Annotated in this window: 21 protein-coding genes and 2 pseudogenes; 16 read left to right on the top strand and 7 right to left on the bottom strand. The window is 55.2% G+C overall.

Going from position 1 to position 22,889, the window contains the following annotated elements:
* Positions 1–76 precede the first annotated feature (76 nt).
* Both B2U47_RS09690 and B2U47_RS09685 read right to left on the bottom strand, forming a co-directional pair.
* Entirely contained in the window at positions 77–1,183 is a 1,107-nt protein-coding gene (locus B2U47_RS09690) for an MltA domain-containing protein (protein ID WP_296679388.1), read from the bottom strand.
* A gap of 99 nt (positions 1,184–1,282) precedes the next feature.
* Positions 1,283–2,524, bottom strand: coding sequence for an MltA domain-containing protein (locus B2U47_RS09685; protein ID WP_296679390.1), 1,242 nt, complete (start codon positions 2,522–2,524; stop codon positions 1,283–1,285).
* Between the two features lie 212 nt (positions 2,525–2,736).
* Here B2U47_RS09685 and B2U47_RS09680 point away from each other — a divergent pair, with 212 nt between their 5' ends.
* The 7 genes from B2U47_RS09680 to B2U47_RS09650 all read left to right on the top strand — a co-directional run bounded on the left by B2U47_RS09680 (position 2,737) and on the right by B2U47_RS09650 (position 12,632).
* Entirely contained in the window at positions 2,737–6,255 is a 3,519-nt protein-coding gene (locus B2U47_RS09680; protein ID WP_296679392.1) for a DUF11 domain-containing protein, read from the top strand.
* A gap of 118 nt (positions 6,256–6,373) precedes the next feature.
* Positions 6,374–7,852, top strand: a complete 1,479-nt coding sequence (gatA, locus tag B2U47_RS09675; RefSeq protein WP_296679393.1) for an Asp-tRNA(Asn)/Glu-tRNA(Gln) amidotransferase subunit GatA — start codon at positions 6,374–6,376, stop codon at positions 7,850–7,852.
* Between the two features lie 13 nt (positions 7,853–7,865).
* Entirely contained in the window at positions 7,866–9,296 is a 1,431-nt protein-coding gene (gene gatB, locus B2U47_RS09670; protein ID WP_296679395.1) for an Asp-tRNA(Asn)/Glu-tRNA(Gln) amidotransferase subunit GatB, read from the top strand.
* A gap of 3 nt (positions 9,297–9,299) precedes the next feature.
* On the top strand, positions 9,300–9,587 hold the full coding sequence (gene gatC, locus B2U47_RS09665; RefSeq protein WP_296679397.1) for an Asp-tRNA(Asn)/Glu-tRNA(Gln) amidotransferase subunit GatC: 288 nt from the start codon (positions 9,300–9,302) through the stop codon (positions 9,585–9,587).
* Positions 9,588–9,596: 9 nt separating this feature from the next.
* Positions 9,597–10,409 carry a BPSS1780 family membrane protein gene (locus B2U47_RS09660; protein WP_296679399.1) on the top strand — a complete coding sequence of 271 codons (813 nt, stop codon included), beginning with the start codon at positions 9,597–9,599 and terminating at the stop codon, positions 10,407–10,409.
* Positions 10,410–10,581: 172 nt separating this feature from the next.
* A complete protein-coding gene (locus tag B2U47_RS09655) occupies positions 10,582–11,523 on the top strand; it encodes a hypothetical protein (protein WP_296679402.1) in 942 nt (313 codons plus the stop codon).
* 167 nt (positions 11,524–11,690) lie between these two features.
* Entirely contained in the window at positions 11,691–12,632 is a 942-nt protein-coding gene (locus tag B2U47_RS09650; RefSeq protein ID WP_296679405.1) for a hypothetical protein, read from the top strand.
* On the opposite strand, the gene B2U47_RS09645 is transcribed toward B2U47_RS09650, so the two are convergent.
* Genes B2U47_RS09645 through hslO form a run of 3 tightly spaced genes read right to left on the bottom strand, consistent with a single transcriptional unit; the run spans position 12,611 to position 14,871 of the window.
* Positions 12,611–13,396 (bottom strand): alpha/beta fold hydrolase, encoded by a 786-nt coding sequence (locus tag B2U47_RS09645; protein WP_296679407.1) that lies wholly within the window; start codon positions 13,394–13,396, stop codon positions 12,611–12,613. The genes B2U47_RS09650 and B2U47_RS09645 overlap by 22 nt on opposite strands.
* Entirely contained in the window at positions 13,390–13,974 is a 585-nt protein-coding gene (locus tag B2U47_RS09640) for an NAD(P)H-dependent oxidoreductase (protein WP_296679409.1), read from the bottom strand. The genes B2U47_RS09645 and B2U47_RS09640 overlap by 7 nt, the downstream gene beginning before the upstream one ends.
* A gap of 33 nt (positions 13,975–14,007) precedes the next feature.
* Positions 14,008–14,871, bottom strand: coding sequence for an Hsp33 family molecular chaperone HslO (hslO, locus tag B2U47_RS09635; protein ID WP_296679412.1), 864 nt, complete (start codon positions 14,869–14,871; stop codon positions 14,008–14,010).
* Between the two features lie 250 nt (positions 14,872–15,121).
* On the opposite strand from hslO, the gene B2U47_RS09630 reads away from it, so the two are divergent.
* The 4 genes from B2U47_RS09630 to folE2 all read left to right on the top strand — a co-directional run bounded on the left by B2U47_RS09630 (position 15,122) and on the right by folE2 (position 18,803).
* A complete protein-coding gene (locus tag B2U47_RS09630; RefSeq protein ID WP_296679413.1) occupies positions 15,122–16,168 on the top strand; it encodes a rod shape-determining protein in 1,047 nt (348 codons plus the stop codon).
* Positions 16,169–16,255: 87 nt separating this feature from the next.
* Entirely contained in the window at positions 16,256–17,215 is a 960-nt protein-coding gene (gene mreC / locus B2U47_RS09625) for a rod shape-determining protein MreC (RefSeq protein WP_296679415.1), read from the top strand.
* Entirely contained in the window at positions 17,215–17,703 is a 489-nt protein-coding gene (mreD, locus tag B2U47_RS09620; protein WP_296679417.1) for a rod shape-determining protein MreD, read from the top strand. The genes mreC and mreD overlap by 1 nt, the downstream gene beginning before the upstream one ends.
* A gap of 116 nt (positions 17,704–17,819) precedes the next feature.
* Positions 17,820–18,803 (top strand): GTP cyclohydrolase FolE2, encoded by a 984-nt coding sequence (gene folE2, locus B2U47_RS09615; RefSeq protein WP_296679419.1) that lies wholly within the window; start codon positions 17,820–17,822, stop codon positions 18,801–18,803.
* On the opposite strand, the gene murU is transcribed toward folE2, so the two are convergent.
* Positions 18,745–19,470, bottom strand: coding sequence for an N-acetylmuramate alpha-1-phosphate uridylyltransferase MurU (murU, locus tag B2U47_RS09610; protein ID WP_296679421.1), 726 nt, complete (start codon positions 19,468–19,470; stop codon positions 18,745–18,747). The genes folE2 and murU overlap by 59 nt on opposite strands.
* Positions 19,467–20,474: an aminoglycoside phosphotransferase family protein gene (locus tag B2U47_RS09605; RefSeq protein ID WP_296679423.1), complete on the bottom strand. Its 1,008-nt coding sequence runs from the start codon at positions 20,472–20,474 to the stop codon at positions 19,467–19,469. Before B2U47_RS09605 ends, murU begins: the two co-directional genes overlap by 4 nt.
* 104 nt (positions 20,475–20,578) lie before the next feature.
* On the opposite strand from B2U47_RS09605, the gene B2U47_RS09600 reads away from it, so the two are divergent.
* The 5 genes and pseudogenes from B2U47_RS09600 (at position 20,579) to B2U47_RS09585 (ending at position 22,874) form a co-directional block, all read left to right on the top strand.
* On the top strand, positions 20,579–21,076 hold the full coding sequence (locus B2U47_RS09600) for a hypothetical protein (protein WP_296679803.1): 498 nt from the start codon (positions 20,579–20,581) through the stop codon (positions 21,074–21,076).
* The gene (queC, locus tag B2U47_RS09595; RefSeq protein WP_296679425.1) at positions 21,076–21,792 is read left to right on the top strand and encodes a 7-cyano-7-deazaguanine synthase QueC; all 717 of its coding nucleotides are present in this window, start codon (positions 21,076–21,078) and stop codon (positions 21,790–21,792) included. Before B2U47_RS09600 ends, queC begins: the two co-directional genes overlap by 1 nt.
* A pseudogene (locus B2U47_RS17245) lies at positions 21,789–22,055 on the top strand (6-carboxytetrahydropterin synthase); the annotation flags it as partial. The gene queC and the pseudogene B2U47_RS17245, both read left to right, overlap by 4 nt.
* Positions 22,056–22,145: 90 nt before the next feature.
* Positions 22,146–22,490, top strand: a pseudogene (locus B2U47_RS09590) (6-pyruvoyl trahydropterin synthase family protein); the annotation flags it as partial.
* Between the two features lie 9 nt (positions 22,491–22,499).
* On the top strand, positions 22,500–22,874 hold the full coding sequence (locus tag B2U47_RS09585; protein ID WP_296679805.1) for a 6-pyruvoyl trahydropterin synthase family protein: 375 nt from the start codon (positions 22,500–22,502) through the stop codon (positions 22,872–22,874).
* The last annotated feature ends 15 nt before the right edge of the window (positions 22,875–22,889 follow it).

The raw sequence follows: 22,889 nt of genomic DNA, 5'->3' as shown, positions 1-22,889 counted from the left end.
TTCATGAATCAATATCGTTATTATGTGAGTCAACGTCTAGCCCCCAAGGCATTAGTGCCCATGCAAACCGGAAAGTTCAGGAACCACTTTGCAACAGGAATGCACGCCCGGCAGGATAAAAACGTTGCGCTTGTGCCCAACCTTCTTCACCTTCGCCCGTATAGATCCCGATACGGACAGCCCCACGGTCATCGGTACGCCGATCGGTTGCCAGCAACAAACGCCATTCATGTTGCACGATTTTGCCATCCTTGTCACGTATCGGCAGTTCAGCCAACAGGACAGATCCAAACGGAATCATGGTGGTATCCACCGACGCAGTATGCCCTGCCACCACCGGCAAGCTGGAAGCACTGCGCAAGCCATCCTTGATCGGGCGGAAAAACACGAATGACTGGTTGGCATTTATGACTTCATCCAGCTTGTCTGGATTCAGACGCAGCCACTGGCGGATGGCATTGTTGGACAGGTTATCGGTGCGCAGATAGCCTTTTTCCTGCATGTAGCGCCCGATACTGGTGTAAGGCTGGCTGTTCTTGCCTGCGAACCCCAGTAACTGGGTACGCCCGTCAGGGTAACGGATCAGGCCGGAACCCTGCACCTGCATGAAATAGTAATCCACCAGATTGTCAGCCCAGGCAATTTCCAGCCCCTTGCCCTGCAATGCACCGCTCATGATGTCCCGCCGTGAGGGTAGCGGCGCATCACCTTTGGGTCTGGCATACACCGGGAAACGGTATTCGGCGGTACGGGTATTACTGACATTCAATACCGGGGTGAAATAGCCACCGTATTGTACCGGGCGTTTTTCCTGCGGATCACCCAAGGCATAAAAATCAAACTGCTTGCCGATAGGGGAAGCAGACTCAGCAGGCCTGTCCAGCCAAGTGATCAATTGCTCAACAGTGCGGATCATTTTGGTCTTGTCCAGCGGGCCATGATAACTAGGCGATGCCAGCCGGGAAGCATCAGTAGTACGCAGATAAACTGCCATATCCACCAACGCCTGCCGTAATGCCGGGGTACGGCGAATGCATGACTCATCCAGCGACAGGCTTTCCCCCTGAATCCGCACGTCACAGCCACTCGCCAGTGGTGGTGTTGCCGCCCTCACCGGTTGCGTCAGCATGTACCCGGCAACCAACAGGCACATACCGCCCCGTACCATCCTTCGTAAACGCATTTCCACTTACCTTGCCATCATGATTAGCAAAGTTTATGCATAATGCACTTACATTGCATTAGCCAATTACATCAATCCTGTGACACTTGCCAGCGGAAACTACAATCCAGCCACACTGGAACCACGCCCGTAACCCGGTTTGCGTACCAGCAACCAGGTTTTGCTGAACCCGGTGATGTCATGTGCCAGTTCCTCCGCCCTGCGCCCGAAACCGGTATACAAATCAAGCCGCCCTGCTCCCTTGATGTCGGCTCCCTTATCCTGCGCAAACAGCAAGCGCCAGTCGTGCCCAACCTTGTTACCCCAGCTATCAACGCGCGGTACTTCAGCCAGCAACACCGACCCCAGCGGAATGTACTTGTGATCCACCGCGACCGTATGCCCCGGAATGACACGGGTTCCCGACGCTGTGGTAGGTAAATCATCTGTCAACTTGAAAAACACATAACGGGGATTGGAGGTTAAAACCTCCCCTATCTTGCCGGGATGCTGCCGCAACCACTCGCGGATACCCTCATTGCCAAAATTGCGCGGCTTGTACCCCTTCATACGCATGTAATCGGCAATGCTAGTGAATTTTTGCCCATTATCACCGGCATAATCTAGCAACAACTCCTTGCCATCCGGGAAACGGGCAACCCCGGAACCTTGCACCTGCGCAAAAAACAGGTTGACGGGATCGTTTGTCCAGGCAACTTCCAAGCCCTTGCCTCCCAAAGCGTTACGAGCTATCTGGGCATGGCTCAAACGCGCCAGCGAACCAGGCGGCTCACGGTAAATCGGGATGCGGAATTCACTATCAGGATAACTTTTAACCTCAAGCAACGGGGTAAAATATCCCGTAAACTGCGCCAGATCGCCACGCTGGGCAGACCCCATTTCACGCAGGCTAAAGCGTTCCTGCAAACTGCCGGGCGAAATGCCGTCATGCCAACGCAACAATTCCTGCACGGTTTCCAGCAAGGCTGCATTGGAAACATTGCCCCATAATGGCGCTGACTTTGTCCCTCCGGGCAGTTTGCGCAGGTATTCCGCCTGTGTCAGCAAACCACGCCGGGTATGCTCGTTACGGCTGATACAATCGTCCGGCAAATCCAGTACATAGGCAAACGCACAATCCAGTGCTCCACGCTGCTGACGAGGTGCGGCATAAGCAACTTGCTGAATATTACCTGACCTAGCAGGAATAAATTGCCTCCGTTCCTGCTGGTAAGGTTGCTGATAAGGCTGTGGTGGAACGACTGCCCCCCATGCCGCCCATACGGGTGCATTGGCTTGTGCTGGCGGGAAAACCATGACTGCACACAGCAGCGCAGCCCCCTTGAGATAAGGTCGCAACATGTTCTGACACCCTTGTTGTTGTTATTGGTTTGGGTTTACAAACATTATGCGGTCAGGGTGTAATACAAAAAACCCACGAACGGTACAATCAGACAAGCGGTCTTTCTGCTCTGGAACACACCCGACAAATGCAGTAACATCTGGTTACAAGTCACCCGATGGGGCGTGTGGCAAAACAATAAAAAAATGATGTCAGGGCTATGCAAAAAACAATGACAAAGGGAATTTCTTCCTTTCTGGGTGTATCTGCTTTCCTGCTGGGCAACCTGTTACCAACCACTTCTCAAGCTGCAATGGCCTTCAATGCCAGCGCCACGTCAGCGCAAATGAGTGCCGTACTGAATGGCCCCGGCCTGGCAGTCAGCAACTTGCAGGTGAGCAGAGGAGCCAGCGGGCAATATGGCATTGTTACCGGCGGGATGAGTGCACTGGGTTTTGAGGCAGGTGTATTCCTCAACACGGGTAACGTCGGCAGTCTGCAAGCACCCAACAATACCGGGGCTTATTCACACTCCACAGGTATCACCCATTCCGACCCTGATCTGATAGCCATCAGTTCCCAGGCGCGTTTCGACCCATCCATCATTGAATTTGATATTGTCCCGCAGGGCGACCGTGCCAATTTCGTGTTCGCATTCGGCTCCGAAGAATACCCGGAATACGTGTGCAGCAAGTTCAATGACGCATTCGGCCTGTTCATTTCCGGTCCTGGTATTACTGGAACCTATAACGCGGCACGAGTCCCCGACTCTATGGACGCCATCGCGGTAAATACCATCAATGCTGGTAAACCGGGCAGTGCGGCTGATGGCACAAGCTGCAACCTGGGTAATGCCACTTATTTCTTTGATAATGGCAATGGTGCAGGCAGTACAGTTGCCCAGCTTGATGGTTTTACCAAAACGATGACGGCATCCGTTGACAAACTGGTTCCTGGGCAAAAATACCATGTCAAACTGGCACTGGCTGATGCGGGCGACCCCGGTTATGACTCGGGGGCGGCGTTCAAATGGCTGACCAGCACCAAATCCGAACCGGTGGATTTATCATTATCCGCATCAGTCAACAAACCCAACCCTGCCCAAAACACGGAAGTGGAAATAACTTACACCGTGACCAACAGCACCAACCTTGCCACCGATCTGGTGCTGGTGAATCTGGAGTGGCCTGCGGGGCTGACCTGGGTAAGCGACGATTCCGCAGGCACATTCAATCCTGCCAATCATGAGTGGAATACTGGTCTGATACCTGCAAACGGCAACAAAACCCTGAAACTGCGGGCGCGGGTGGGCTCGGATGCCAGCTACAAAATTACCGGCGAAATCAGCTTTGCTTTTAACGAAGACCCGGATTCCACCCCGCTCAACCATACATCCAAACCAGATGAAGATGACACCGCCATACTGGTTTTGAATACAACCACCAATACACCACCTGACATCAGCAATACCGAAACCTCCCTGAAGGTCTATGAAGAGCAGACTGATGTCACAACCATCGCCGCAACTGATCCAGATGGAGAAAGCATTACGTACAGCATCACCGGTGGGGCAGACGCCGCAAAATTCCAGATTGACCCATCCACCGGGCGACTGACTTTCATTGCTGCACCGGATTACGAAACGCCCCTTGATACCAACAAGGACAATATCTATCGGGTCACTGTTACCGCAACCGCAGGCGGTCAGAGCGACTCAATCACCCTGTCAGTCCAAGTGCTGGACATCAAGGAAAACAACCCACCCGCCATTACCAGCAACGGCGGCGGTGACAGTGCCAGTATCAGCCTCGATGAAAACCTGAGGGATGTAACAACAGTGGCAGCAACCGATGCTGACAACGACACGCTCACCTACAGCATCAGCGGTGGTGCAGATGCTGGCAAATTCCAGATTGATGCGGCAACAGGCAAACTGGCATTCATTGCCAAACCTGACTTTGAAGCCCCCCAAGACAGCAACAAGGATAATGTCTACGAAGTCGTGGTTGCTGCCGCCGATGGTGCTAGCACGGATACCCAAACCCTGACGATCACCATCCGCGATCTGGAAGACAACAACCAGCCACCAACTATTACCAACCCCAGTTCCATGCTCTATCAGGAAAATGACACCGTGATCGTGGAAGATTTTGAAACCACCGACAATCAGGATACGGAAGGTGACGGCCTAACATATGCATTTAGCGGGCAGGTTGATGACAACTGGTTTAACCTTGACAGTGTAACTGGCGTGCTGACCTTCAAAGTTCCACCCGATTACGAAAAACCCCAGGATGCCAACAAGGACAACACCTACATCACGGGTGTCAAGGTTTGTGATTCACAGAATGCTTGTGCCATCCGCATCCTAATTGTTTCCGTACAAGACCGGGACGAAGATAACGACAAGGACGGGTTGATGGATTCGGTGGAAAAGGTGATCGGAACTGACCCGTTCAACCCTGATACGGATGGTGATGGTTTGGGCGACCTGTACGAAGTCGATGATCCAGCCGAACCACTGGATCATGACAAGGATGGCCTCATTGATGCGCTAGACGCGGATGATGACAACGACACCATTCTCACCAAATACGAAGCACCTGACCCAAATGGTGATAATAATCATACGGATGCCCGCGATACTGATAGTGATGGCATTCCTGACTATCTGGATACTGATGATGACAACGATACTGTCCTGACAAAGTATGAAGCACCTGACCGTAACGGTGACGGCAAACCCAGCCCTGATGCACGTGACAGTGATGGTGACGGCAAACCCGATTATCTGGACAAGGATGACGACAATGATGGTGCATTGACCAAGGATGAGCAGCCCGACCCCAATGGCGATGGCAACCCTGCCGATGCCATTGACCACGACAACAATGGCTACCCTTCATACCTGGATGCAGGGGAAGACATGATCGTTTCTGTACAGGTTCGCGCCCTGCTGAATGGTGCGTATAACAGTGCGACCGGCCTGATGACTGACGACCTTAACCGCAAGAAACTGATGCCAACCCTGCAACCGTATGGCGAACTCAAAACGGCATTCGGCTATGGCAATTCCGCCAGTACAGTTTCGCCGTTTGATTACAAGGGGACAGAAACCGCCTCGGCAGCGGTCATGTCAGCCACGGGCGGTGATGCCCCGGTTGACTGGGTATTGGTTGAACTACGCGACATGCTTGATCCCACCATCCGCAGGGCAGTCACCGCTGCCATCCTGCAACGCGACGGCGACATTGTGGACGCAGCAAGCGGCTCGCCCAACCTGACACTGTTGAACACCAGCGATGGTGATTACTACGTTGCTGTGCGTCACCGCAATCACCTTGGCGTGATGACCGCCGCCCCACGCAGATTGACCACCCAGTCGATCCTGCTTGACTTTACCCACCCAGGGGTCAAGGTTTATGGCGGATCCAAAGCCCGAATGGAAAGCAGTGGCATCGCGCTGTTATGGGCAGGTGATACCAACAACAGTAATACGATCATCCTCAGTGGCCCTGGCAGTGACAGTAGCGTCATTCTGGGTTCCGTGCTGGTCGCCCCGGAAAACACTCTGGTAAATACCAATTACCGCTTATCAGGTTATTATGCTACTGACCTGAACATGGATGGCTCCGTCATTTTCACCGGCCCCGACAATGAAATTAACCTGCTGGTTGGTAGTGTCCTGCTACACCCGGACAACGTGTTGAGCAATGCCAATTTCATTGTCAGCGGAACACTTCCGCGCTGATCCTGCATTGCGCTGGTTGCCACTGGCAGACGGCTTGACTATAGTTAGCCGTTCATAGATTACCCCTCACCCCTGCCCCTCAAAGGGAGAGGGGAAAGAGGCATATAACGGAGAAACCATGTCCCAGGCTGATTCCATCCATACCCTGTCGCTCAAGGGCATCCGCGACGGGGTGCAATCGGGCGATTTTTCAGTCATGGAAGCGACCGATGCGTATCTTGACCGTATCGAACGCTTCAACCCTGAACTGAACGCCTACATCACCGTCACCCGCGATGCTGCCAAAGCGCAGGCGGTGGCAATCGACAACCGCATCCGCAAGGGCGAACTCAGCGGGCCGATGGCAGGTGTGCCGTATGCGCTGAAAGATTTGTTCTGCTCGGAAGGTGTGCGCACCACTTGCGCCTCCAACATGCTGTCGAATTTCATTTCGCCTTACGACGCGCATGTGGCGGAAAAGCTCAAAGTCGCAGGTGGGGTATTGCTAGGCAAGAACAATATGGATGAGTTTGCGATGGGGTCTTCCAATGAAACCTCCGCGTTCGGCAATGTCTGCAATCCGTGGGATACCAGTAAAGTGCCGGGCGGCAGTTCCGGCGGTGGTGCAGCAACCATTGCGGCACGGCTCGCGCCCATGACGCTGGGGACGGATACCGGTGGCTCGATCCGCCAACCGGCTTCGTTCTGTAATATCACCGGCATCAAGCCGACTTACGGGCGCATTTCGCGCTACGGCATGATTGCGTTTGCTTCCAGTCTTGACCAGTGCGGGCCAATGGCTCCGTCTGCAGAAGATTGCGCGATTACCCTCAACGTGATTGCCGGGCTGGATAGCCGCGATTCCACCAGCGTGGATTTGGCCGTGCCGGACTACACTGCCACCCTGAACGATTCCATCGAAGGCTTGCGGATTGGTTTGCCGAAACAATTCTTTGCCGAAGGGCTGGATGCGCAGGTGGCAGAGGTGATTGACCGCGCCATTCAGCAGTTCCAGGCCAAAGGCGCGATCATCAAGGAAGTGTCCCTGCCCAACAGCCACTTGGCAGTGCCGGTTTACTACGTGGTCGCCCCGGCGGAATGCTCCTCCAACCTGTCACGCTTCGACGGGGTGCGTTTCGGTCATCGTTGTGACGACCCCAAAGACTTGCGTGACTTGTACGAACGCAGCCGCTGGGAAGGTTTCGGCGCAGAAGTCAAACGCCGCATCATGATCGGCACTTACGCGCTGTCGGCGGGCTATTACGACGCCTATTACCTGAAAGCCCAGCAGGTACGCCGCCTGATCAAGCAGGATTTCGACACCGCTTTCAAGGATGTGGATGTGATCATGGGGCCGTCCTGCCCGACCACTGCGTTCGGCATCGGCGCGAAAAAGGATGACCCGATTGCCATGTACCTCGAAGACCTCTATACCATCCCGGTCAGCCTAGCTGGCCTGCCGGGGATGACCTTCCCGGTTGGTTTCGCGGCGGATGGCTTGCCGGTCGGTATCCAGTTGGTCGGCAACTATTTCGAGGAAGCGCGTATGTTGAATATCGCGCATCAGTACCAACAATGGACTGACTGGCACACCTGTTTGCCAGCCAAATTCGCGTAAGGAGGAAAGCATAATGGAATGGGAAACCGTCATTGGTCTGGAAATTCACGCCCAGCTTTCCACCAATTCAAAAATTTTTTCCGGCTCGTCGATTGCCTACGGCGCGGAGCCGAACACACAAGCCAATCTGGTGGATCTGGGGATGCCCGGTGTCTTGCCGGTACTGAACAAGAAAGCGGTGGAAATGGCGATCCGTCTGGGTTTGGCGATTGATGCCGAGATTGCGCCGAAATCGGTGTTCGCCCGTAAAAACTACTTCTACCCTGACCTGCCGAAAGGCTACCAGATCAGCCAGTACGAGCTGCCGGTCGTCGCCAACGGTCAAATGGACATCGAGCTGGAAGACGGCTCAACCAAGCGCATCGGCATTACCCGTGCGCATCTGGAAGAGGATGCAGGCAAATCGCTGCACGAAGATTTCCACGGCAAGACCGGCATCGACCTCAACCGTGCAGGCACACCGCTGCTGGAAATCGTTTCCGAACCCGACATGCGTTCCGCCAAGGAAGCTGTCGCCTACATGAAAAAACTGCACGCACTGGTGCGCTACCTCGGCGTGTGTGACGGCAATATGCAGGAAGGTTCGTTCCGCTGTGATGCCAACGTGTCGGTACGTCGCCCCGGTCAGCCATTCGGCACCCGCGCGGAAATCAAGAACCTGAACTCGTTCAAGTTCATCGAACGCGCCATCAACCATGAAGTCGAACGCCAGATCGACCTGATCGAATCCGGCGGCAAGGTGGTGCAGGAAACCCGCCTGTATGACCCTGACCGTGACGAAACCCGTTCCATGCGTGGCAAGGAAGATGCCAACGATTACCGCTATTTCCCTGACCCGGATTTGCTGCCCGTAGCGATTACGCCTGCCGACATCGACGCAGTACGCGCCACCCTGCCGGAACTGCCGGATGCGAAGAAACAGCGGTTCATGGGTGAGTATAAACTCAGTGCTTATGACGCCGGTTTGCTGACGCAAGGGCGGGAAGTATCGGAATATTTCGAGGCAGTGGCGCAAGGTTGCGGTGATGCCAAACTCGCCGCCAACTGGGTGATCGGTGAAGTCAGCAAAACGCTGGCGGACAATGACATGGAGATTACCGCCTCCCCGGTCAGCAGTGACGCACTGGTAGCCTTGCTCAAGCGTATTCAGGACAACACCGTCTCCAACAAGATTGCCCGCGATGTGTTTGCGGCGATGTGGGCGGGTGAAGGTTCTGCGGATGAAGTGATCGACAAGCAAGGCTTGAAGCAGATCACTGATACTGGCGCGATTGAGGCGGTAATTGATGCAATCATTGCCAACAATCCCGGTCAGGTGGCTGAATACCGTAGCGGCAAGGACAAGCTGTTCGGCTTCTTCGTTGGGCAGGCGATGAAAGCTTCCAAAGGCAAGGCCAACCCTGCCACCCTGAACGACATCCTGAAGAAAAAGCTGGAGGGCTGAACCATGTCCATTTCTGCCGAACAAGTGAAAAAAGTCGCCCATCTGGCTCGTCTGGCAGTGCCGGAAGAGCAACTGGAAGGGTATGTACGCAACCTTTCCAACATCCTCAATCTGGTTGACCAGTTGAGTGCGGTGGACACCAGCGGGGTAGAACCGATGGCGCACCCGCTGGATATGACCCAGCGCTTGCGTGAGGATGTGGTGACGGAAACCAATAACCGTGACAAATACCAACGGGTTGCACCAGAAGTGGAAGATGGTCTATACCTTGTACCCAAAGTGATTGAATGAGTTTCCGACATGGATGATAACCAGAACCCCTACGAACCGCCCAAGGCAGACGTAACCCCTCCCCATTCCGTCAGTCAGCCGCAGGTCTTGCTGCCACAGCCGCGTGCCTTGCCTGCCAATGCGGGTATTAACTGGCTGTCAGCAAGCTGGAGTCTGGTCAAAAACAATCTGGGCACATGGGTATTACTAACCGTGTCGTTATTTGCCATCCAGATGCTGGTCAGCATGGTGATTGCACAAGGTGGTATGCAAGACCAAAGCCTGCAACCCATACTGCTGTTGCTGGTAACGCTGCTCTCCACCTTCATCAGTGGCGGTATTTTGCTGGGCATCAGGAACGCAGACAGCGGGCAACCCCTGCAACTGGACTGCCTGTTTGAAGGTTTCCGGCAAAAACTGGCACCACTGGCAGGCCTGGGCGCATTGAGTTTCGGCGCATCACAGGTTTCCGAATACATACTGACCTCAATGGTGGGTCTAAACCTGCACGCACTGGAAACAGGCACAATCGCTACCGAAGGTTTTTTCACGGCGGTAGCCCCTGAACAAATGATTTTGGGGGTTATTTTGTACCTGCTGGTCTTGCTGCTGTTCTGGTTTGCCACCCCGCTGGTAGCATTGAATGATGTGCCGGTTTTCAGAGCAATTACCCTGAGTTTTAATGCCTGCCTACGTAATCCCCTGCCCTTGATCCTTTACAGTATTGCCATGGGAGCCATCCTGATTGCTGGCATAATCCCGCTGTTGCTCGGTCTACTGATTGTTGTACCGTGGATGTTCAGCAGCATGTATGTTGCCTATAAACAGATTTTTCTCCAGTAACTCATAGAGATACGCTCAAAACAGAACATGCCCGCTTTTTGCGGGTATTTTTTGTCATATAATTTTTTTAATCTGTATTTATTTTATTAAGGATACGTTAGGCAAAGCTACGGTATTCCTATCGTCCACGTGGTGAGTATTTTGTGGGCTTCCGGGAAGCAAGAGGGCTTGTATGGCGCGTAAAAAGTTTTGGGGACTGTTGTTCAGTATTTTCGTGTGTGTCAGTTTGTCCGCTTGCAGCCAGCAAACGACCAAACCGGATGAAGAGGATTCCCCCGCCAAATCCTCTGTCAGCAAAACCAAGCCCCAAAATAATAAAAAGCCGCAAAACACCAACAACAAGACCACATTTGTCATTCCCAAAGACGCGGGCAATATGCCGGGGCTTTCACAAGCCGAGTTGACCTTGATTGCCGACAAGATTTTCCGCAATGAAAGCGGCGGCAACCCCTACAATCTGGTGCACTGGAACGATGGCGAGGATTTCGCGTCGATGGGGGTTGGGCACTTCACTTGGTATCCGGCAGGCAGACATGCGCGGTTCGGCAATACATTCCCTGACCTGTTAACCTACATGCACAGCAATGGCGTGCAACTTCCACCCTGGCTCATGCAAGCCCGTTACCAAGGCGCTCCCTGGAATAGCAAGGCAGAACTGATGTATGCCAAACAGAGCGGACAAATGCAAGAGCTGCAAAACCTGCTCTACCAGACCCGCATGTTACAGGCCGCCTATATTGTGGATCGCGCCCGTCGCGCCATGCCCCAACTGGTCAATGCCGCCCTGCCCCATTCCCGCCAACGGGTCGCCCAAAACCTGAATGCGGTCGCCAACACGCCAGGTGGCTGGTATGTACTGGTGGATTACGTCAACTTCAAAGGAGAAGGCTTGAACCCTTACGGTGGCTACAAAGGCCAGAACTGGGGATTGTTGCAGGTGCTGGAAGAAATGCAGCCCAGCCAGCCGGGCGCACAAGCCTTGCACGCCTTTGCTGATGCCGCCACACAGGTACTGGAACGCCGGATACGCAATTCCCCACCTGCACGCAATGAAGCCCGCTGGCTGGCAGGTTGGTCAAACCGCATCAACACCTACCGTTACCCTGGTGTATAATTTAGCAGCCATGCAGAATCTTTTCGCAAACACGGGATTTCCCATGTCGCTCGTCGGGTAACAGTATACGACGGGCGAATTTTCTTTATAGTTTCATACAGCAAAAACAAACTCATACCGCCAGCAAGCATGGTTGGCGAATAATAAAAACAAGAGGGCGATCATCCATGAAAACAAGCGCTGTAATAGCTCTTGCCGCATTGGCAGGCTTTGGTCTATCCGCGTGTAGTCCAGCTTCCCAGAATGTCCGTCACGCCAGTAATACTACCCCAGCAGCCAACCCCTACCCAGGACAGACCTTTCCTGCCGGATTTGCCATGCCCAACCCGGCGGGACAAAGCGCTTATACCTCGCAGAATGTCCGTCATGCCAGCGGAATGCCTGACCTGTCTCCGGCAGAATTGCGCACCATCAGTGAACAGATTTTCAAGAACGAAGGCGGTGGCAACCCCAGCAATCTGGTGCACTGGAATGACGGGGAAGACTTTGCCTCAATGGGCATCGGGCATTTCACCTGGTATCCCGCAGGCCGCACCGGGCGTTTTGGCAGTACCTTCCCGGAACTGATCAGCTACATGCAGACACGTGGCGTGCAGGTTCCCGGCTGGTTGCAACATGGTGGCGGCGCTCCCTGGCGCAACAAGGCAGAAATGATGCAAGCCAAGCACACACCGCAAGTGCAGGAACTGCAAAACTTCCTGTTCCAGACACGCTTGTTGCAGGCACAATTCATTGTCGACCGCACCCGCCGCGCCATGCCGAAACTGGTCGGAACCACTCCAGTACATTTGCGCCCTCACGTTGCCAACAACCTGAATGCCGTCGCCAATACCCCCGGTGGCTGGTATGCCCTGATTGATTACACCAACTTCAAAGGGGAAGGTCTGAACCGCAGCGGCGGCTACAATGGCCAAAACTGGGGGTTGTTGCAGGTGCTGGAAGAAATGCGCCCGGCACGTCCCGGTCAGGAAGCCCTGCACGAATTTGCCGGTGCTGCCATGCGGGTACTGGAACGCCGGGTCAGGAACGCCCCTAACGGACAAAACGAACAACGCTGGCTGGCGGGCTGGTCAAACCGGGTCAACACTTACCGCCGGATGCTGGGCTGATCCAGAAAAGACTCCACCAATGCCGTAAACTCTACGGGCGTCTGTACATGCGGCAGATGCCCGGCAGCTTCCACCGTTACCCGCTCAGCCAGCGGAAAATACTGACGGATTAACGGCATATCCTCATCCTGCACATAATCCGACTGCCCCCCATCAATAAACAGGGCAGGCATATGAGTAGCGATGTCAAACGCCGGAAAGCTGGAAATTTTCAGGTAATGGCGGGCAATTTCCGCCAGATTGCATTGCCAGAAAAACGTGCCATCCGTCGCCCTGCCCAGATTTTTCAACAGGAAACCCCGCTCAAACGGCTGCTTGACGGTGGCAGCCAGCCATTCGTCTGCCTGCTTGCGGCTGCTAATGTTTGCCAGCGGCATGGTTGCCATAGCCTGCAACAACGCCTGATGGCGGGGCGGATACGCTTTCGGGGCAATATCCACCACCAGCAGGTGGCGGATCAGGGCGGGATAATGCAGTGCCAATATCATGGCAACCTTCCCTCCCATCGAATGCCCCATCAGGTCACAGGTGTAGATGCCCAGCGCATCCAGCACTTCCACCACATCGGCTGCCATGTCGCGGTAAGCCATGCCTGGCAAATGTGGGGAAGCACCGTGGTTGCGCAAGTCGATTGCCAGCACACAGCGCTTGTCAGCCTGCCCGCGTGCAAAGGTGTACCAGTTTTCCAGCGACCCCAGCAAACCATGCAGCACCACCAGCGGAGGCGTTTCGGTCAGTTCACCGTACAGGCGGTAGTTCAACATGCAAAATTGCGCCCCATCGCGGCAATTTCCTCCAGAATGCCGGTACGGGCTTCCGGGCTAAGCGCTGGCACGTTGTAGTAAATGCTGTGGCGCACATCGCTGATGCCGCAGAAAGCCAGTGTGCCATCCGTGACCGGGCGATAAATCAGGTGTTCCGCATCGGTCTTGCGGAAATAGTCTTCCGAACCACCCGCCGTAATCAGCACCAGCGCCCGCTGGTGTTGCAGCAAACCTTTGACACCTTCCTGCGAATACTCGAATGCTGTGCCATTGGTGAGCACGTGGTCAAACCAGCCTTTCAGGATTGCCGGGCGGTCAAACCACCATAGCGGGTAAATGAAAACCAGACCATCGGCCCACAGCAAATCTTCCTGTTCGCGGGCAATCTTGACCGGAATCGTACCTGTTTGCAGCACCGCGAGGTCTTCTGCCCGCAATACCGGGTCAAAGTTTTCGGCGTACAGATCCTTGACCCGCACTTCATGTCCTCCATCCTGTAAACCCTGGCGACAATAGTCCAGCATGGCATGGTTGAAACTGTTGGGATTGGGGTGGGCGTAAACAATCAGAACTCGCATGGGGTTTCCATTTTTCCAGTAATTTGGTTGGTATCAATGCAGGGTATCGCTAGCTGGCATGGCGGGTTTGAACAACCGCCCTACATCCACAGCATCCAGCGTATAACTGGCATTGCAGAATTCGCAAGTAATCACGATTTTTCCCTGCTCTTCCAGCAAGGCTTCCGCATCGGTCTGACCCAGCGAACGCAGCATGTTTTCCACCTTGTCATGCCCGCAACCACAATGGAAACGGATCGGCTTGGGGTCAAACAAGCGTGGCTCTTCCTCGTGAAACAGGCGGTACAACAAGTCTTCCGGTTTCATCCCCAGCAATTCCGGGGCAGTCAGGGTATCCAGCAGCAGGGAAGCACGCTGCCAGTCTTCATCACTCGCCAGTTCCCTCGGCAAGCGTTGTAGCAGAATGCCTGCCGCAGCCGTACCATCCGACACCAGCCACAAGCGGGTAGGCAATTGTTCCGAGCGGCTGAAGTAGGCTTCCAGTGCCGCTGTCAGGGATTCACCCTCAAGCGGGATCAGGCTTTGGTAGCGCTCGTTGTTACGGTGGGTTTCCAACGTAATCGCAATATGCCCCTCACCAAACAAACCCGGCAGGCTGGTATCGGTTGCATCCCGGTTCCAGTGTGCCAACCCCCGCACCGTACCCTGCGCAGTGGCTTGCACCACCAGCAGGTGAATAGGCCCGTTACCCCGGATTTGCAGGATCAGCGCCCCCTCATGCTTGATGGTGGCAGACAGCAGCACCGCAGCCGTCAACGCCTCCCCCAGCACATTTTTGACAAATGCAGGGTACTCAGCCCGTGCCAGCACTTCCTGCCAGGACTGATCAAGATGCAACCACCCACCACGCACATGGGCGCGTTCCAACATAAAACGTCTTAATAAATCTGCTGACATATGACTCATTCAGCCCAATGGGCGATAATTGCTTTCTAAAAGCCGATTAATCTGCTAAAAAGTCTCCCGTTTAGCAGGAACGTGAACTTATCACACAAGTCGGCTTGCCCAAAGGGATCGTGATTGCTACATTTAGCAAATTGTTTTGGGGCTGCCAAGGGGTAGCCTGTACGTGGGAAAAATAATCACCACACAGGACGTGTTCCAAGTGCATTCCATGTTTTTAAGCATTAGCCGGATTTACTAAATTATGTTCAGAGCACTCTCAGGTTTGTTCTCCAATGATATTTCCATCGACCTGGGCACTGCGAATACCCTGATTTATATGCGCGGCAAAGGCATCGTGCTGGACGAGCCTTCTGTTGTCGCCATCCGTCAGGATCGTGGTCCCGGTGGCCCCAAATCCATTGAGGCTGTCGGTACTGAAGCCAAAAAGATGTTGGGACGCACCCCTGAAAATATCACTGCCATCCGCCCGATGAAAGACGGCGTGATTGCCGATTTCACCTACACCGAAAAAATGCTGCAACACTTCATCCGCAAGGTAGATGCAGGACGTATCCTGCGCCCTAGCCCACGGGTGGTGATTTGCGTGCCGTGCGGTGCAACCCAGGTGGAACGCCGCGCCATCAAGGACTCCGCCCTCGGTGCAGGTGCACGCAAGGTATACCTGATTGAAGAACCCATGGCAGCCGCCATCGGCGCAGGCATCCCTGTCGATGAAGCCATTGGCTCGATGGTACTGGACATCGGTGGTGGCACCTCCGAAGTTGCCATCATGTCCCTGCGCGGTATCGTGTATTCCGCTTCCGTGCGTATCGGTGGCGACCGACTGGATGATGCCATCATCAGCTATGTACGCCGCAATTACGGCATGTTGATCGGTGAAGCGACCGCTGAACGCATCAAGTGCGAAGTCGGCTCTGCCTACCCTGGCAAGGAACTGCTGGAAATTGAAGTCAAGGGTCGCAACCTTTCCGAAGGTGTGCCACGCAGTTTCACCCTCACCAGCAACGAAATTCTCGAAGCCCTGCAAGAGCCACTGTTCGGCATCGTCAGTGCTGTCAAAACCGCGCTGGAACAGACCCCGCCGGAACTGGCAGCCGACGTGGCTGACCGGGGTATCGTCCTCACCGGTGGTGGTGCGTTGCTGCGTGACCTTGACCGCTTGCTGATGGAAGAAACCGGCATCCCGGTGGTAATTGCGGATGATCCTTTGACTTGCGTTGCCCGTGGTGGCGGCAAGATTCTGGAGATCATGGAAGAAGAAGGCGTCAATTTCCTCGCCACCGACTAACAACAACAGCGAAGCTGCGGCAAACCAGCGGAGGCGGTTATCAACGACGCTAACTACCATTCCACGCCGGGGTTTTCCTTCCGGTTTATGGCGCTTGTGCTAAGCGCCATGAGCCTGATGGCGGTAGATTACCGCAACCCTGATGCCGTGCGGCCTGTGCGTACCGCAGCCCTGATGCTGGCTTACCCCCTGCTGGTCGGTGTGGACTCGCCCCAGCGTTTCTTCAAGCGCACTTCTGGTTTTTTTGCCTCGCAAGCCACCCTGGCAATGGAAAATGCGGCTCTCAAGCAACAACTTGATGGCCTTTCTGCCCAGCAACGGGTTTTGTCAGCGGTGCAACAGGAAAATACCCACCTGCGCTCCATGCTGAATTCGGCACCGCGTGACTCCTATGAGTTTACACTGGCAGAAACTCTGGAAACCTCCAACGACCGGGTGCGAGGGCTGGTTGTCCTGAACAAAGGCTCCCACGACAATGTAAAAGAAAGTCAGGTTGTCCTGTCCGGCGAAAACATTTACGGTCAGGTCATCGAAGTGACGCCTTTCAGTTCCAAGGTCATGCAACTGGTTGACCGCAACCACACCATCCCGGTACGCAACCAGCGCACGGGCGAACGCGCACTGGCAAACGGCATGGGGCGCGGCTTGCCACTGGAAATCCGCAACCTGCCCAGCAATAGCGACATCAAGGAAGGCGATATTTTCGTTTCCTCCGGGATCGGTGGCTTGTTCCCACCCAATTTCCCTGTTGCCAAGGTTCCCGCCCAGGGCGTGGAATTCAAGCAAGGCGCACCATTTGCCACTGTCAAGGCTGTACCCTTGGTCAACTATGAAACAACCCGTGATGTCCTGCTGATCTGGCGCAAAGCCGGGATACCCGCCCCTGAGGTCAAGATCGGGCAAGAAAAACCTGCCCCAACAGATAACGCCAAGCAGGACAAGGGCGACAAGGAAAAAGCCGAGAAGGCATCTGTCCCCACTCAACAGGAAAAACCCAAAGAAAAAACTGAGAAAAAACCAGCCAATGCAGAAGGGGAAGCACGCTAATGCCAACCAAAGAAACCCGTTTCCCCGGTGCAGTATTCGTCACCCTGCTGATTGCCATTATCCTGACCATCATTCCACTGGGTGAACCCCTGTCTTTCTGGCGACCGGAATGGATTGCTCTGACGCTGGTACATTGGGCGCTTGTCATCCATGACCGCCTCAGCTTGCTGATGGCATTCGTGGTTGGGCTGGTCATTGATACCCTGTTTGGCTCTATTCTTGGGCAACATGCACTGGGTTATGTGCTCATCGCCTATTTATCGGTACGGCTGGGCTTGCGCATGACCCCGGAATCTTTCCTGCAACAAACTGCTTTGCTGGGAGCCGTACTAACACTTTATATGCTGATCAACCTGTGGGTGCAGGGTGTAACCAGCAGCGCCAGCGGCGGTCTGCTCTATTGGGCCAGTCTGCTCAGCAGTGTTATCGTCTGGCCTCTTTATCACGCCCTGTTGGGATATTTTCATGTCCAGCGAAAAGCCATATAACCTCCAAGCTCACTGAGAAACGTTATTGAAGGGCGGGAAAATTGCCGCAAGCCTTGCAGTTTTGCTACTGTGACCCCACATATGCACCCAGCCTTGATCTAGAGGAGTTATAGATAATGTCTACCAATGCCTGCCAGGAACTGCCATGTGCGGTCATGCCTGATATTGCCAAGCAGCCTCACGCAGGCCCCAAAGGTACACTCAACTGGGTGGGAATGAGCCAGATCGAGTTGCCGGTTTTCCTGCGTAGCCCTAATGGCGACCGGGTACAAACGCTGGCGCGGGTGCAGGCTTATGTCAACCTTGTTGACCCCAACAGCAAGGGCATCCACATGTCGCGCTTGTACGTGGCGATGGATAACCTGCTGGGAATGCAAGACCTCACTCCCGAAGTCCTGCGGGCGACCATTACCCAGTTTGTTGATACCCATCAGGGGCTGAGTGATGCCGCCTATCTGGAATGCCGCTTCGATTATTTTGAACGGCGCAACTCCCTGCTGAGCGACAACAGTGGTTGGAAAAACTACCCAATCAAAATTGCCGCCACCCTGCGCAACGGACAGATCGAAACAGAACTGAGCGTGGAAGTACCTTACTCCTCCACCTGCCCTTGCTCTGCGGCACTGGCTCGCCAGTTGATTCAGGAAGGTTTCCGCGAAACATTTGGGCAGGATGTCACAGCGGTTGATGCCCAAGCAGTTTATGACTGGCTGGGAACCACCAGCGGTATCCGCGCCACCCCGCACAGCCAGCGCAGCATTGCTCAGGTCAAGGTCAAACTGGCAGAAAAAGTACGCACCCTGCCTATTACCAGCCTGATCGACCGGGTGGAAGGCGCATTGCAAACGCCGGTACAAGCCACCGTCAAACGTGAAGACGAGCAGGAATTTGCCCGCCTGAATGCTGCCAACCTGATGTTCTGTGAAGATGCCGCCCGCCGCCTGAAAACTGCGTTGAACGATGACATTTCCGTGCGCGATTTCTGGCTACGGGTCAATCACATGGAGAGCCTGCACGCGCATGATGCGGTTTCTGTAGTGGTCAAAGGGGTGGAAGACGGTTATCGGGATGATCCGCGTGAATACGTGCACCCGACCTGAGCTGATTTTGCAAATCCCGATCCAGCTCTGCCAGCCGCTCTGGCGTACCGATGTCGCGCCAGTCGCCACCAAACCATTCCCCGCTGACCAGCCCGCGCTGCATGGCTTCCCGCAACAGGGGAGCCAGTGGGCGTTTGCCGTATGTCAGACCGGCAAACAGTTGTGGGTGGTAATAGCCGATCCCGCTGAATGTGTAGCGTTCCGCCCCTTCACTAAAAACGCGCCCAGCCTGCAAAGCGAAATCACCTTTCAAATGATGAGCCGGGTTGTTGACCAGTACCAGATGCGCCAGATCGCCAGCAGCCAGCGTTTTGGTTTCACAGGGGTAATCGCACCAGACATCGCCATTCACCACCAGAAACGGCTCATCACCTAACAACGGTAGTGCCTTGATAATGCCACCGGCTGTTTCCAGCGCACCTTCGCCCTGTTCATCGGAATAATGCAAACGCACTTGCCAGCGCGAGCCATCCCCCAACGCTGCCGGGATTTGCCAGCCCAGCCAGGCGAGATTGATCACAATGTCGCGAAAACCGGCACGGGCGAGCTTTTCGATATGCCAGACAATCAAGGGCTTGCCACCGGCTGGCAGCAAGGGTTTGGGGGTACGGTCAGTCAGCGGGCGCATCCGGGTTCCGTGCCCGGCGGCGAGGATCATGGCCTTCATGCCGGAATTTGTACCGTACCGATACGCTCGGGGATGCCTGCCCGCCGCATCCATTCCACCAGCTCGCTGGTTTCAGGGTAACGCGAGCCGATTTCCAGCACATAACTCAGCACCAGCGGCAAATCCTGTAAATAACCTGCCTTGCCATCGCGGTGATACAAGCGGGCGAAAATGCCCAGCACCTTGATATGACGCTGCAAGCCCATCAGGTCAAACCACTGCCGGTAAGTGTTCTCATCCACCGGGGGCAACACGCCCTGGGCAATCGCTTCCTTGCGGAAACAGTTGACCCACCATTCCACCTGTAACTGCGGCCACACAATGTAGCAATCGCGCAGCAACGACACCAGATCGTAAGTAGCCGGGCCGATGACCGCATCTTGATAGTCGATAATGCCCGGACTGTTTTCCTTGGTAATCATCAGGTTGCGGGAATGGTAATCGCGGTGCACGAATGCCACCGGCTGCCCGATGGCTGACTCGATCAGGCTTTCAAACGTGTGGCTGATCAGCTCGTGCGGAATGTCGTCATCACTGAAACCAAGATGGGTCTTGAGGAACCATTCCGGCATCAGCCCCATTTCGCTGCGTAAGGTACGCTCGTTGTAGGCAGGCAAATGGTCGCAATCAGCCGTTTGAAACTGCAATAGGGCGTGCAGTGCATCCGCATACAAATCCTTGACGTTGGCAGGGCCTAGCTGGTTGAGGAACGGGGTACTGCCCAAGTCTTCCAGCAGCAGAAAACCATCCAGCAGGTTTTGCGCCAGCAGTTGCGGCACATGCACGCCGGTTTCAGCCAAGCGTCGGGTAATATCAACGAAGGGGCGGATGTCTTCCTTGTCAGGCGGGGCATCCATGCAGATTGCCGTGCCTTCCGTGCCGCGTGCACGAAAATAGCGGCGAAAACTGGCATCAGCCGATGCCGGTTCCAGCAGGGCATGTTCCCAGCCGGGAAGGCTGTTGACCCACTGGGTTAATTGCTCAAAGCGTACATCCTGTGTCATAACCTCATCCAATGCGGACATGCGTGTCGCGTACCTTAGATGGAAAACTTAATCCTAGCACGGCTAGCTTACTGGCAATTGAACGATAAACTATCATCTTGCGTATGGAACAGACGGAACACCTGTGGCCTGACCACGATTATTACCGGCAGGTAGAAAAACTGCGCACGATGTTGGGGCAACCCCTGTATATTGTGGAAATCAACTCGACCGACATCAACGCGGGCGTACACTTTCCCCATGCCCCGCTGCGCCTGCTGGCAGTGGTGGATTTCCCGGAACCTGACCCCTACCGCCAGCTTTGCCCGCACCTGCTGGTGCTGGATGATGGGCGCGGCATCAATCTGGGGCGTATTGCCCGCATTTCCTGCAACAGTGCGTATGCACCAAGTAGCGATGATCTGCTATTCATCAACCGCGAGTTTGTGCAAAACGTGCTGTTTGCGCCGCGCAGCCTCAGCCGCGAGTCGGTCGCAGCCACCACCCGCGCTGTACTGGCACGCATGTTTGGTGATACACCCGGCAAATTCCTCGAAGCCCATGCCGAACCCCGCAGCGGGCGTGATAAACTGGCATCCCTGTCTATTGACGAGAAACACTGATGCCCGCAAGCCCATCATTGCCCCCCAAAGCCGTTGTCCTGCTCAGTGGCGGGCTGGATTCCACCACCGTCCTTGCCCTTGCCCAACAGCGAGGCTTTGCAGCCTATGCGCTGTCGTTCCGCTACGGGCAACGTCATAGCGTGGAACTGGCATCAGCCCAACGGATTGCACAGGCCATGCAGGTGAAACAACACGTCATTGCCGACATCAACCTGCGGGCGTTTGGCGGCTCTGCCCTCACCGCTGACATCGACGTGCCCAAAGGCCGTGATACTGCCGCGATGGAAACCAGCATCCCGGTAACGTATGTACCTGCCCGCAACACCATTTTCCTCTCCTTCGCACTCGGTTGGGCGGAGGTGTTGGAGGCGCAACACATCTTCCTCGGTGTGAATGCGCTGGACTACTCCGGCTACCCCGACTGCCGCCCTGAATTCATTACTGCCTTTGAAAACATGGCTAACCTTGCCACCAAAGCCGGAGTGGAAGGCCACAAACTGCACATCCACGCCCCGCTGATCCAAATGAGCAAGGCCGATATTATCCGCAAGGGGCTGGAACTGGGGGTGGATTACAGCCTCACCAGCAGTTGCTATGACCCGGACGAACACGGCAAACCTTGTGGACAATGTGACTCCTGCCTGTTGCGGGCGAAAGGTTTTTTGGAAGCTGGCACGGTTGACCCGCTACTGACCAGATTCGGGATGCCAGCATGAACGAAACCCTGTTTTACGTCGCCGCCGCCCCGTTTGAAGCTGCCTGCCGAGTGGAAAATGGGCAAGGTTCCCCATTACCGCAAGGCCACCGCGCCCGCCGCCTGCATGGGCACAGTTTCCTTGCCAAAGTGCGGATGCAAGACGCTGCGTCGGTAGCCAGCCTGCAACAGCAACTGGTGGACTGCGTTGCGCCCCTTGATTACAACGACCTCAACCAGTTCCTTCCCATCCCCACCGATGAAAACCTTGCCCGCTGGGTACGCGCCCGCCTTGCCTTGCCGGGGGTGGCATCGGTGGGTGTGCAAAGCACCCTGCATCAGGGCGCTGATCTCGATCTGGCGGACAATGCCCACATCTGGCGGCGTTTCCGCTTCGAGGCTGCCCACCGTTTGCCCAATGTTCACGCCGGGCATCAGTGCGGGCGGATGCATGGGCATGGTTTCGAGGTGATCCTGCACGCCAACCAGAACCTGCAAGCGCAGGACATGGGGGTGGATTTCGACCGGCTGGAAGCAGTGTGGCAACCCTTGCACGCACAATTACACCACCACTGCCTGAATGACATTCCCGGTCTGGAAAACCCCACCAGCGAAATGCTGGCTGCGTGGCTGTGGGATCGACTCAAGCCTGAACTCGACGCCTTGTCATGGGTGAGCGTGTACGAAACCGTCACTGCCGGTTGCCATTACGACGGGCAACATTACCGCATCTGGAAAGACCAGCGTTTTGAAAGTGCGCTACGGCTGGAAAGTGCCGCTCCTGCTGACAGCGTGCGCCGCCTGCACGGGCACAGTTACCTGCTGCGCCTGCACCTGACCGCGCCACTGGATACGCTGATGGGCTGGACGGTGGATTATGGCGATGTGAAAGAGACTTTCACCCCGATTTACAAACAGCTTGACCACCATTGCCTCAACGACCTGCCAGGGCTGGCAGAACCTGATCCTGCCAGCCTTGCCCGCTGGATTCGCGCCCAGGCCGCACCCGGTTTGCCACAGCTTGACCGCATCGACCTGTACGCAACACCGGGTTGCGGCGTGGTGTTGTCGTGGGGGGAACATGAACCGGGGTTGCCGGTGTGAATGTTGAAGAACCCC

The sequence above is a fragment of the Thiothrix sp. UBA5583 genome, assembly GCA_002425225.1.
Classification (GTDB): domain Bacteria; phylum Pseudomonadota; class Gammaproteobacteria; order Thiotrichales; family Thiotrichaceae; genus Thiothrix; species Thiothrix moscowensis.
This window is presented reverse-complemented; position numbering and strand designations above follow the sequence as displayed.

Excerpts from the sequence above, each read along its gene's own strand:
- mreD (WP_296679417.1), top strand. The coding sequence starts at position 17,215 with ATGCCAACCAAAGAAACCCGTTTCCCCGGTGCAGTATTCGTCACCCTG.
- B2U47_RS09660 (WP_296679399.1), top strand. The coding sequence starts at position 9,597 with ATGGATGATAACCAGAACCCCTACGAACCGCCCAAGGCAGACGTAACC.
- B2U47_RS09690 (WP_296679388.1), bottom strand. The coding sequence starts at position 1,183 with ATGCGTTTACGAAGGATGGTACGGGGCGGTATGTGCCTGTTGGTTGCC.
- B2U47_RS09640 (WP_296679409.1), bottom strand. The coding sequence starts at position 13,974 with ATGCGAGTTCTGATTGTTTACGCCCACCCCAATCCCAACAGTTTCAAC.
- B2U47_RS09680 (WP_296679392.1), top strand. The coding sequence starts at position 2,737 with ATGACAAAGGGAATTTCTTCCTTTCTGGGTGTATCTGCTTTCCTGCTG.
- B2U47_RS09605 (WP_296679423.1), bottom strand. The coding sequence starts at position 20,474 with ATGACACAGGATGTACGCTTTGAGCAATTAACCCAGTGGGTCAACAGC.
- B2U47_RS09655 (WP_296679402.1), top strand. The coding sequence starts at position 10,582 with ATGGCGCGTAAAAAGTTTTGGGGACTGTTGTTCAGTATTTTCGTGTGT.
- B2U47_RS09650 (WP_296679405.1), top strand. The coding sequence starts at position 11,691 with ATGAAAACAAGCGCTGTAATAGCTCTTGCCGCATTGGCAGGCTTTGGT.
- gatC (WP_296679397.1), top strand. The coding sequence starts at position 9,300 with ATGTCCATTTCTGCCGAACAAGTGAAAAAAGTCGCCCATCTGGCTCGT.
- queC (WP_296679425.1), top strand. The coding sequence starts at position 21,076 with ATGCCCGCAAGCCCATCATTGCCCCCCAAAGCCGTTGTCCTGCTCAGT.
- murU (WP_296679421.1), bottom strand. The coding sequence starts at position 19,470 with ATGAAGGCCATGATCCTCGCCGCCGGGCACGGAACCCGGATGCGCCCG.
- hslO (WP_296679412.1), bottom strand. The coding sequence starts at position 14,871 with ATGTCAGCAGATTTATTAAGACGTTTTATGTTGGAACGCGCCCATGTG.
- folE2 (WP_296679419.1), top strand. The coding sequence starts at position 17,820 with ATGTCTACCAATGCCTGCCAGGAACTGCCATGTGCGGTCATGCCTGAT.
- gatA (WP_296679393.1), top strand. The coding sequence starts at position 6,374 with ATGTCCCAGGCTGATTCCATCCATACCCTGTCGCTCAAGGGCATCCGC.
- B2U47_RS09685 (WP_296679390.1), bottom strand. The coding sequence starts at position 2,524 with ATGTTGCGACCTTATCTCAAGGGGGCTGCGCTGCTGTGTGCAGTCATG.
- B2U47_RS09630 (WP_296679413.1), top strand. The coding sequence starts at position 15,122 with ATGTTCAGAGCACTCTCAGGTTTGTTCTCCAATGATATTTCCATCGAC.
- B2U47_RS09600 (WP_296679803.1), top strand. The coding sequence starts at position 20,579 with ATGGAACAGACGGAACACCTGTGGCCTGACCACGATTATTACCGGCAG.
- gatB (WP_296679395.1), top strand. The coding sequence starts at position 7,866 with ATGGAATGGGAAACCGTCATTGGTCTGGAAATTCACGCCCAGCTTTCC.
- mreC (WP_296679415.1), top strand. The coding sequence starts at position 16,256 with ATGGCGCTTGTGCTAAGCGCCATGAGCCTGATGGCGGTAGATTACCGC.
- B2U47_RS09645 (WP_296679407.1), bottom strand. The coding sequence starts at position 13,396 with ATGTTGAACTACCGCCTGTACGGTGAACTGACCGAAACGCCTCCGCTG.